Source organism: Microbacterium sp. NPDC080220 (genome assembly GCF_040686395.1).
Lineage (GTDB): Bacteria > Actinomycetota > Actinomycetes > Actinomycetales > Microbacteriaceae > Microbacterium > Microbacterium gawkjiense.
Genome location: NZ_JBFBOP010000010.1, coordinates 93,966 through 103,191, shown reverse-complemented (window position 1 = coordinate 103,191; position 9,226 = coordinate 93,966). Strand labels below are relative to the sequence as shown.

Below are 9,226 nucleotides of genomic sequence, written 5' to 3'. Positions count from 1 at the left end.
TTCGCGATCTTCCGCAGGTCGGCGATCGTGTACGCGGCATCCAGTCGGCGTTTCGTGCCGTTGAGCTCGGGCTTCTTGAACTGCATGAGCTCGAGCAGCTCGACGGGCTTCGGGAATTGACGCTGCACCATGGGGACCATCTTCCTCTGGAGTGATTCGACCGCGGGCCGTGTTTAACGCAGGAAGGCGGCGGCGACGCCGGAGTCCACGGGGATGTGCAGGCCGGTGGTGCGTGAGAGCTCGGGGCCGGTGAGGACGTAGACCGCGTCGGCGACGTTCTCGGGCACGACCTCGCGCTTCGGCCGAGGAGGATCGCGTCGATGCCGGGCCGGGCCTGGGCGGTGCGGAGGTTGTCGTACGAGTTGGTCACGACGAGGAGTTCGTGGCTGTCGTCGAGGGTGGCGAGGAGCGCCCCGACGGTGGACGAGGCATCCATCGCCGCAGCGCCGCGGTGGGGGAGCAGGTCGTGCGCCTTTCGGGCGATCTCGGCCTTGGCGCCGCCGCGGGCGGCGATGCGTTCGCTGAAGCCCTGCGGCACCGACCGCCGCGACGGCGCCGCCGCGCACGCGCCTCGCGAGGCCGTCGCGCACGAGGTCGTCGAGGTCGCGGCGCACCGTCATGACCGAGACCCCGAGCGCGTCGGCGGCGGGTTCGAGGCGGATGCTGCCGGACTCGGCCAGCATCTCGACGAGGCGCGACCGCCGTTGAGCACTGAGGAGGGGCGGCATGCGATCAGGGTAGCCGGGCCGCCCCGGTGGGCCGTGGCGTGCTTAGGCTCGATGCGTGAGCGAGCGCCCGGCGGTGATGTGCCCCACCTGCGGCGATCCGCTGCGCTTCGAGATCCTCGGCGACGAGCGCTTCACCGTCGCCTGGTCATGTCTGGACTGCGGGCTCGTGCGGGTGACCGAGCCGCGGTGAGGGTCAGCGCAGTGACACCGACGTGTCAGGATGCGCGGGCATGAGCAACGACGAGCCCGGCTGGACGATCCGCATTCCCGGCTCCGAAGGGCAGCGCTTCACCGAGAGGCAACAGGCACTTCTGGATCGACTCGGCGCGAGCTGGCAAACTCCCGAGGGGGACCCCTCGAGGCGTCCGAGCTGGAGATCAAGGTGTCGGCGGTCGTCCGCGAACTCGCCGTGTCCGGACTCGCGGCCGATCAGATCGCCGACAATAGTGGTCTCCGTCCGGCGTTCGTGCGCACGCTCCTTGCGGGCGGTGGATCTCCCGGCTCCGACTGACAAATGTCACGCTCATCGGTGATGCGTCGGCACTGCCGCGAAAGTCGCCGGCGGCGTGGGATGGATGCATGCCCTTTCGCACATCCATGGTCCCCGTAGCCTCGTCCGCCCTGCCGTTCTGGCGCCGGCCAGGCCACCTCATCCGGACGAACGCGCGCGCCTACGTGCTCCTCAACGTCGCCGCATACGGCCTCGTCCTCGTCGGTTTCGCGCTCGGGCTGCTCTTCCCCGAGCTGAACACCGCCCGCGCGGACGCGCTCGAATCCGACGGCACGGCCGACCTGGTGAGGTCGGCGGTCTCCTCGGCTCCCCTCTTCGCCCTGCTGATCTTCGCGGTGAACCTGTTCCGCCTCAGCCTCGCCACCATCGTGCTGCCATCGCTGCTGGTCCCCTTCGCGGGTCTCGCGCTGTTCGGGTGGTGGGCGGTGGAGACGGGGGTCACGCTCGTGCAGACCACGGCCGTCGGCTGGGTCGCGCTCATCCCTCACGCGCTCACCGTCCTGATCGAACTGCAGGCCTACGTCCTCTTCCTGCTCGGCGCGTGGATCCTGGGCCGCAGCTGGCTGCGTCCTCGCAGTGTCGGGGTGCAGCGGCACCGGGACGGGTATGTCCGGGGACTCAAGAGCATCGGCCTCTTGGCAGTGCCGGCGCTGATCCTCCTGGTCGTCGGAGCGATCTGGGAGGCGTACTCCCTTCTTTACCTGGTCCATCCGCTCAGTCAGTGGCTGCTCGGTGGTGCTGCCTGATGGCGACCTGGCGGCAGCGCATGGCCGAACGGCGGGTCCGCGCAGGAGACGGCCGTCCCCTGGATCCCTACCGGTGGTGGCAGGCCCTCGGCAGGTCGACGTTCGCCATCGCGCTCCCCGGTGCGAACGGGTCCACGTCCGTCTTCACGGTGGACGTTCGCCAATGGGGGGACCGGGATGACGGCGAGGTGCGCGCGCGGCTCCACCGAGACGGCGCGCTCGATGCCGCCTCCCGGCTGCCGGCACGATTCGCCGTCCCCGGCGGCCACATCGACGTCGCCGCGAACTCTTTCGGGCTCCGGCGATGCCATTTCGTCTCGACGGAGGGAGTGGAACGACAGTTGACGCCGCACCCGCGGCCGCAGAAGGACGGCGCGCGGCGCTGCACCGGCGGCATCCGTTCCTCAGCCATGTGATCGGCGTCGTCGCATCGGTCCTCGTCGTCGCCGGAGTCGGCATCGCCGTGCCCCAGTTGGTCGAGACGATCTCGCAGATCGAACTGTTCGCGCAGCACCTCGGCACCTTCACGTCGCCCATCCGGCTCTCCGCGGAGGCGAACATTGCCGTGACGCTCGTTCTGGCAGCGGCAAGCACCGAACGAGCACTGCGGCTGAGGTCGAACTGGCTCGACGAACTGGCCGGATGACGCGGACCGACGTCGGGAAAAGCAAAACCCCCGCCATGTAGAAGCTAGGCGAGGGTTTCTGGGACCGTTGTAACGACGGTCCGTGTGGCTCCGACGGGCGTCGATCCCGTGACCTCACGATTTTCAGTCGTGCGCTCTACCAACTGAGCTACAGAGCCGCATGGCATCCGAAGGTGCCATGTCCTAGACGAAGAGCCCTCTGAAAACAAAGGGCTCGTCGCTCGGAGCGACCCTGACGGGACTTGAACCCGCGACCTCCGCCGTGACAGGGCGGCACGCTAACCAACTGCGCTACAGGGCCATGCTTATTAAATTGTGGGAGTGACCCCAACGGGATTCGAACCCGTGCTACCGCCGTGAAAGGGCGGCGTCCTAGGCCGCTAAACGATGGGGCCGAGCGAACCCGGGGGCTCACGCTTACCGAGGGTCAAGCATATGCGATCCCCGACGAATGTGCGAATCGAGGGCGCGCCGACTTCTCGCGGGTCTCAAACCGAGGCACGATGGCGGTGCCCGTCCGCACTCTCCCTGTGACGAATGTGAACAGTGTTGCTACTGTGATGGGCGGATCAGCACGCCATCTGGCCGAGGGAAGGGTGTGTGCAGTGACCGATCTTTCCGAGGCGACGGACGTCGATTGCGGCTGCGCGCCCACCGCCGACGAGATGCGGTCGTTCTCGTCGCGTATCAGCCGACGCAACGCCCTGGGACTCGGCATCCTCGGTGTGGCCGCGGCATCCACCGGTCTGGGCTTCGCCCTTCCCGCCTTCGCCGCCACCTCGTACCCGAGCTGGGACGACGTCGAGAAGGCCCGCAACAACGAAGCCGCCAAGGGCTCTGAGATCACCCGCATCCAGAACCTCATCTCGTCGCTCGAGAACGACGTCGCCGCCAAGCAGGCCGAAGCCGAGCGCCTCGGCGTCGAGTACCAGGACGCCCTCATCGCGTTCGAGGACGCCGCCGCCCGCGCCGACGCGCTGCAGGCCAAGGCCGACGCCGAAGAGGCCCGCGCCAAGGAGTCCGCCGCGAAGCTCGGCGTCCTCGCCGCGCAGCAGTACCGCTCCGGCAAGGGCGACGCGACCCTCGAGCTCTTCTTCTCCGACTCGTCCGCCAGCGCCGACGAGCTGCTCGGACGCCTCGGCACCATGGACCGCCTCGTCGACGCCAACCGCGACGTCTACGCCGAGGCCGTCGGCGCCCGCGACAGCGCGAAGAGCCTCGCCGCCCAGGCCCAGGTCGCCCGCGACGAGCGTGACAAGCGCAAGGTCGAGGCCGAGCAGAAGATGCAGGCTGCGCAGGATGCCGCGCAAGCCGCGCAGGCCGCCCTCGCCGCGCAGAACGAACACCGCGAAGTCCTCGAAGCGCAGCTCGACGCCCTCCGCGACACCACGGCCAAGACCGTGGCCGGGTACAAGGCCGGCGTCGAAGCCGCCCGCAAGGCGCGCGAAGAGGCCGCCCGCAAGGCGCGTGAAGAGGCCGCCCGCAAGGCTCGCGAAGAGGAAGCCCGACGCCTCGCGGAGGAGAAGCGTCGCCGGGAAGAAGCAGCGGCCGCCGCTGCCAACAAGCCCAAGCCGAGCACGGGGGGATCCTCCGGCGGCGGCTCATCCGGCGGCGGAAGCAGCAGCGGCGGCAGTGGCGGAGTCGTCCAGTCGTCCGGGTGGGTGCGTCCCGCCCACGGCTGGATCAGCTCCTGGTTCGGCACGCGCGGCAGCATCTGCGGTTCCGGTGGCTGTACGGCCAGCGGCCACCGCGGCATCGACTTCGCCAGCTCCTGCGGCTCGCCGATCTACGCCGCGGCATCCGGCACCGTGGTCTTCGCCGGTTACAGCGGAGCCTGGGGCAACTACATCCAGGTCCGCCACAGCGACGGCACCGTCACCGGGTACGCGCACATCATCAACGGCGGCTACAACGTCGGCTACGGCGACCGCGTCCGCGCCGGTCAGACGATCGCCTACATCGGCAGCACCGGCGCCTCCACCGGATGCCACCTGCACTTCGAGGTCTACCGCGGCGGTGTCCGCATCGACCCGGCGCCCTTCCTGCGCGCCCGCGGCATCAGCGTCTGACGCCCGCGCCCGGAAACGAAGAGGGTCGGATGCCGCGCGGCATCCGACCCTCTTCGTTTCACGTCAGAGCGTGTTCGGCGACTCGCCCTCACCCTGCGTGCGGGTCTCGCCCTCGTGCTGCTCGAAGCGCTCGAACGCCTCGCCGACCAGGCGCTCGGCCTCAGCGGCGTTCGCCCACTCGTCGACCTTGACCCACTTGCCCGGCTCGAGGTCCTTGTAGCGCTCGAAGAAGTGGCCGATCTCACCCTTGGTCCACTCGTCGATGTCGTCGACGTCCTGGATGTGAGCCCAGCGCGGATCCTTCGCCAGGACCGCGACGACCTTGTCGTCGCCGCCGGCCTCGTCGCTCATCTTCAGGACGGCGACGGGGCGGACCTTGGCCAGCACGCCCGGGTAGATCTCGCGGTCGAGCAGGACCAGCACGTCGAGCGGGTCGCCGTCCTCGCCGAGCGTGTTCTCGAAGAAGCCGTAGTTCGCGGGGTACCCCATCGGGGTGAACAGAACGCGGTCGAGGAAGACGCGGCCCGTGCCGTGGTCGACCTCGTACTTCACGCGGCTGCCGCGCGGGATCTCGATGACGGCGTCGTACGCGCCCATGCCTGTGCTCCTTTGAATGTCCGGTGGGATGCGCCGACCAGCCTACTGGCGCCGCTGCGTGTGCCGAACTCCGGAAGAAACGCCGCGAACAGCCGTCTTCGGCCCCTGTTGCCGCCGTTTCACCTGCATTCGGTACGCCGCCGCGCACCGTCTTCAGTCTCCACGCCCGTGGCGGGCGCCCGCCCGGCGCGGAGTCACGCGCGAGCCCCGACAGGCCTCGGCGCCGCAGACTGAATACGGGACACCGGCCGGATAGCGTGGAGCCGTGCCGTCCCTGAACCCCGCCGTCGCCGAGGTCCGTCGCGCCGTCCGCGCTGCCCTGACCGGGCTTCCGGAGGGCGCCGTCGTCATCGTCGGGCTGTCGGGCGGCGCCGATTCGCTGGCTCTGGCCGCGGCCGTCGCGTTCGAGGCACCCAAGCTCGGACTGCGGGCCGCCTCGGTCACCGTCGACCACGGTCTGCAGGCCGACTCGGCCGAGGTCGCCGCCCGCGCCGCGCGCGCGGCCGCACGCCTCGACCTCGACCCGCTCGTCGTGCGCGTCGAGGTCGGTGCCGACGGCGGACCCGAGGCCGCCGCACGCGATGCGCGGTACCGCGTGCTCCGGGATGCCGCGCGCGACGCCCGCGCCGCCGCGGTGCTCGTCGCCCACACCCTCGACGACCAGGCCGAGACCGTCCTCCTGGGGCTGGCGCGCGGATCGGGGGCGGGCAGCCTTCAGGGGATGGCGGCGGCATCCGATCTCGACGGCGTGCCGCTGCTGCGGCCCCTGCTCGACGTCCGCCGCGCGACGACGCGAGCCGCCTGCGCCGCGCAGGGCCTCGAGCCCTGGGACGACCCCCACAACGAAGACGCGCGCTTCACCCGTGTGCGCGTCCGCGAGCGGGTGCTGCCCGTGCTCGAGGCCGAGCTCGGCCCGGGTATCGCGGAGGCGCTCGCCCGGACGGCCGCGCAGCTGCGGGAGGACGCCGAGGCCTTCGACGAGATGATCGACGAGACCATCGAGGACATCGTCGAGCACGCCGAGGCCGGCATCGCCGTCTCGGTCGCCGCGCTCGCCGCCAACCCGCCGGCGCTGCGCCACCGCATCATCCGGCACGTCGTCGCGAGCGAGTTCCACGCCTCGCTGACGCGCATGCAGACCCTCGAGGTGGCGCGGCTGGTGACGGACTGGGCGGGGCAGGGTCCGATCGACCTGCCCGGATGCCGCGCCCGCCGCATCGGTGCGATGATCGAGTTCACGGGAGCCGAGGCCGGGACGGGCGCCCGATTCCCGGCATCCGATCGCGAACTTTAGACTTCTGCAATGCGCGCAGCCGAGATCGCCGACCAGCTCACCGATGTCCTCGTCACCGAGGAGGAGATCCAGGCCAAACTCGAACAGCTCGCGCGGCAGGTGGAGGCCGACTACGAGGGCAAGGATCTGCTGCTCGTGGGCGTGCTGAAGGGCGCGGTCATGGTCATGGCCGACTTCGCGCGCTCGCTCAAGCGCCCGATCGAGATGGACTGGATGGCGGTCTCGTCGTACGGCGCCGGAACGAAGTCGAGCGGTGTCGTGCAGATCCGGAAGGACCTCGACACCGACATCTCGGGCAAGCACGTCCTGATCGTCGAGGACATCATCGACTCGGGCCTCACCCTCAGCTGGCTGCTCGAGAACTTCGCGTCACGCGGCGCGGCGTCGATCGAGGTGCTCGCGCTGCTGCGCAAGCCCGAGGCCGCCAAGGTCGAGATCGACTGCCGCTACGTCGGCTTCGACATCCCCGTGGAGTTCGTCGTCGGCTACGGACTCGACTTCGCGGAGAAGTACCGCAACCTCCGCGACGTGGCGGTCCTCGCACCCCACGTCTACGCCTGATTCCGCGCGGTACGCCGAAAACGAACGCACAGACCCCGCATAGCCCTGCGGGGGTAGCCTGAACGCACCATGAACGTCAAGAAGCTCTCCCGCAACCCGTTCGTCTACGTGGTTCTCATCGGCGTGCTCTTGATCGTCGGGATGACCCTCATCACCAACCTGACGGGTGCCCGCAGCATCACGACGCAGGAGGGCCTGAAGCTCCTCGGCGGCGACACCGTGACGCAGGCGACCCTGACCGACGGTGACCAGCGGGTCGACCTCACCCTCAGCGAGCCGTTCGAGGGCGCGACGAACGTGCAGTTCTACTACGTGGCCGAGCGCGCCGATGCGGTCGTGCAGGCGGTGGACTCGGCCGCTCCGAAGGACGGCTACAACGACGTCGTGCCGCAGACGAGCTGGTTCGGCAGCCTCATCTCGATCCTCCTCCCCATCCTCATCCTCGGTCTGCTCTTCTGGTGGCTGCTCTCGAGCGCCCAGGGCGGCGGCAGCAAGGTCATGCAGTTCGGCAAGTCGCGCGCCAAGCTCGTGACGAAGGAGACCCCGACGGTCACCTTCGCCGACGTCGCCGGGTCCGACGAGGCCATCGAGGAGATGCAGGAGATCAAGGACTTCCTGAAGGACCCGGCCAAGTTCCAGGCCGTCGGTGCGCGGATCCCCAAGGGCGTGCTGCTGTACGGCCCTCCCGGAACAGGTAAGACCCTCCTCGCGCGCGCCGTCGCCGGCGAGGCCGGGGTGCCGTTCTACTCCATCTCGGGTTCGGACTTCGTCGAGATGTTCGTGGGCGTCGGTGCGAGCCGCGTCCGCGACCTCTTCAAGGAGGCGAAGGAGAACGCGCCCGCCATCATCTTCATCGACGAGATCGACGCCGTCGGCCGCCACCGCGGCGCCGGCATGGGCGGCGGTCACGACGAGCGCGAGCAGACGCTCAACCAGATGCTCGTCGAGATGGATGGCTTCGACCCGAAGGTGTCGGTGCTCGTCATCGCCGCGACGAACCGTCCCGACATCCTCGACCCGGCTCTGCTGCGTCCGGGCCGTTTCGACCGCCAGATCGGTGTCGACGCCCCCGACCTGAAGGGGCGCCAGAAGATCCTCGAGGTGCACGGTCGCGGCAAGCCGCTGTCGCCCTCGGTCGACCTGTCGATCGTGGCGCGCAAGACCCCCGGCTTCACGGGTGCCGACCTCGCCAACGTCCTCAACGAGGCGGCCCTGCTGACGGCCCGCTCGAACGCGCAGCTCATCGACATGCGTGCCCTCGACGAGGCCATCGACCGCGTGATCGCCGGTCCGCAGCGCCGCACGCGCGTCATGAAGGACAAGGAGAAGCTCATCACGGCGTACCACGAGGGCGGCCACGCCCTCGCTGCCGCCGCGATGAACAACACCGACCCTGTCACGAAGGTCACGATCCTGCCCCGCGGCAAGGCGCTCGGCTACACGATGGTGCTGCCGCTCGACGACAAGTACTCCGTGACCCGCAACGAGCTGCAGGACCAGCTCACCTACGCGATGGGCGGACGTGTCGCCGAGGAGATCGTCTTCCACGACCCGACCACCGGTGCCTCGAACGACATCGAGAAGGCCACCGGCATCGCCCGGAAGATGGTCACCGAGTACGGCATGACCACCGACGTCGGACCGGTCAAGCTCGGCTCGTCGTCGGGTGAGGTCTTCATGGGCCGCGACATGGGCCACGGCCGCGACTTCAGCGAGCGGATCGCCGAGCGCGTCGACGCCCAGGTGCGCGGACTCATCGAGCAGGCGCACAACGAGGCCTACCAGGTCATCAACGACAACCGCGAGATCCTCGACCGGCTCGCGCTCGCGCTCCTCGAGAAGGAGACCCTCGACCACCTCGAGCTCGCCGAGATCTTCAAGGACGTCAAGAAGCTCCCGCCGCGCCCGCAGTGGCTCTCGAGCAGCGAGCGTCCCGTCTCGACGCTGCCTCCCGTCGAGGTCCCGCGCCGCGCCGAGGCGCCGGTCGCGGCGAACACCGAGGCCGCGCAGCCGGCCGCCGAGACCTCTCCCGCGCGCCACGCGACGGGGCAGGCTCGACCCGCGACGGCCTGAG

The 9,226-nt window shown here is 69.6% G+C and carries 9 protein-coding genes, 3 tRNA genes and 3 pseudogenes; 8 read left to right on the top strand and 7 right to left on the bottom strand.

Annotated features, from left to right (window positions below):
- From AB0P29_RS14400 to AB0P29_RS14390, 3 pseudogenes are all read right to left on the bottom strand, one after another.
- Positions 1 to 131, bottom strand: a pseudogene (locus AB0P29_RS14400) (alpha-hydroxy-acid oxidizing enzyme); the annotation flags it as partial.
- Between the two features lie 221 nt (positions 132 to 352).
- Positions 353 to 436 (bottom strand): annotated as a pseudogene (locus AB0P29_RS14395) (DeoR/GlpR transcriptional regulator); the annotation flags it as partial.
- 169 nt (positions 437 to 605) lie between these two features.
- Positions 606 to 683, bottom strand: a pseudogene (locus AB0P29_RS14390) (DeoR family transcriptional regulator); the annotation flags it as partial.
- A 100-nt stretch (positions 684 to 783) separates the two neighbouring features.
- On the opposite strand from AB0P29_RS14390, the gene AB0P29_RS14385 reads away from it, so the two are divergent.
- The 4 genes from AB0P29_RS14385 to AB0P29_RS14370 all read left to right on the top strand — a co-directional run bounded on the left by AB0P29_RS14385 (position 784) and on the right by AB0P29_RS14370 (position 2,631).
- Complete coding sequence (locus AB0P29_RS14385) at positions 784 to 918, top strand: hypothetical protein (RefSeq protein WP_311285095.1); 135 nt, start codon at positions 784 to 786, stop codon at positions 916 to 918.
- A 389-nt stretch (positions 919 to 1,307) separates the two neighbouring features.
- Positions 1,308 to 1,985, top strand: a complete 678-nt coding sequence (locus AB0P29_RS14380) for a hypothetical protein (protein ID WP_363380845.1) — start codon at positions 1,308 to 1,310, stop codon at positions 1,983 to 1,985.
- Positions 1,961 to 2,401 (top strand): hypothetical protein, encoded by a 441-nt coding sequence (locus AB0P29_RS14375; RefSeq protein WP_363380842.1) that lies wholly within the window; start codon positions 1,961 to 1,963, stop codon positions 2,399 to 2,401. The genes AB0P29_RS14380 and AB0P29_RS14375 overlap by 25 nt, the downstream gene beginning before the upstream one ends.
- Complete coding sequence (locus tag AB0P29_RS14370; protein WP_363380840.1) at positions 2,398 to 2,631, top strand: hypothetical protein; 234 nt, start codon at positions 2,398 to 2,400, stop codon at positions 2,629 to 2,631. The genes AB0P29_RS14375 and AB0P29_RS14370 overlap by 4 nt, the downstream gene beginning before the upstream one ends.
- A gap of 85 nt (positions 2,632 to 2,716) precedes the next feature.
- Here the strand turns inward: AB0P29_RS14370 and AB0P29_RS14365 are convergent.
- The 3 genes from AB0P29_RS14365 to AB0P29_RS14355 form a co-directional block, all read right to left on the bottom strand.
- Positions 2,717 to 2,789: transfer RNA gene (locus AB0P29_RS14365), tRNA-Phe, on the bottom strand.
- Between the two features lie 69 nt (positions 2,790 to 2,858).
- Positions 2,859 to 2,932: transfer RNA gene (locus tag AB0P29_RS14360), tRNA-Asp, on the bottom strand.
- Between the two features lie 21 nt (positions 2,933 to 2,953).
- Positions 2,954 to 3,026 (bottom strand) — tRNA-Glu (locus AB0P29_RS14355).
- Positions 3,027 to 3,236: 210 nt separating this feature from the next.
- On the opposite strand from AB0P29_RS14355, the gene AB0P29_RS14350 reads away from it, so the two are divergent.
- Positions 3,237 to 4,700, top strand: coding sequence for a M23 family metallopeptidase (locus AB0P29_RS14350; RefSeq protein WP_363380838.1), 1,464 nt, complete (start codon positions 3,237 to 3,239; stop codon positions 4,698 to 4,700).
- Between the two features lie 63 nt (positions 4,701 to 4,763).
- Here AB0P29_RS14350 and AB0P29_RS14345 read toward each other — a convergent pair whose 3' ends face one another.
- A complete protein-coding gene (locus AB0P29_RS14345; RefSeq protein WP_217529849.1) occupies positions 4,764 to 5,297 on the bottom strand; it encodes an inorganic diphosphatase in 534 nt (177 codons plus the stop codon).
- A 265-nt stretch (positions 5,298 to 5,562) separates the two neighbouring features.
- Here AB0P29_RS14345 and tilS point away from each other — a divergent pair, with 265 nt between their 5' ends.
- The 3 genes from tilS to ftsH all read left to right on the top strand — a co-directional run bounded on the left by tilS (position 5,563) and on the right by ftsH (position 9,225).
- Positions 5,563 to 6,591, top strand: coding sequence for a tRNA lysidine(34) synthetase TilS (gene tilS / locus AB0P29_RS14340; protein ID WP_363380835.1), 1,029 nt, complete (start codon positions 5,563 to 5,565; stop codon positions 6,589 to 6,591).
- Positions 6,592 to 6,600: 9 nt separating this feature from the next.
- The gene (gene hpt / locus AB0P29_RS14335; RefSeq protein WP_253035017.1) at positions 6,601 to 7,152 is read left to right on the top strand and encodes a hypoxanthine phosphoribosyltransferase; all 552 of its coding nucleotides are present in this window, start codon (positions 6,601 to 6,603) and stop codon (positions 7,150 to 7,152) included.
- Positions 7,153 to 7,221: 69 nt separating this feature from the next.
- Positions 7,222 to 9,225: an ATP-dependent zinc metalloprotease FtsH gene (ftsH, locus tag AB0P29_RS14330; RefSeq protein WP_363380833.1), complete on the top strand. Its 2,004-nt coding sequence runs from the start codon at positions 7,222 to 7,224 to the stop codon at positions 9,223 to 9,225.
- The last annotated feature ends 1 nt before the right edge of the window (position 9,226 follow it).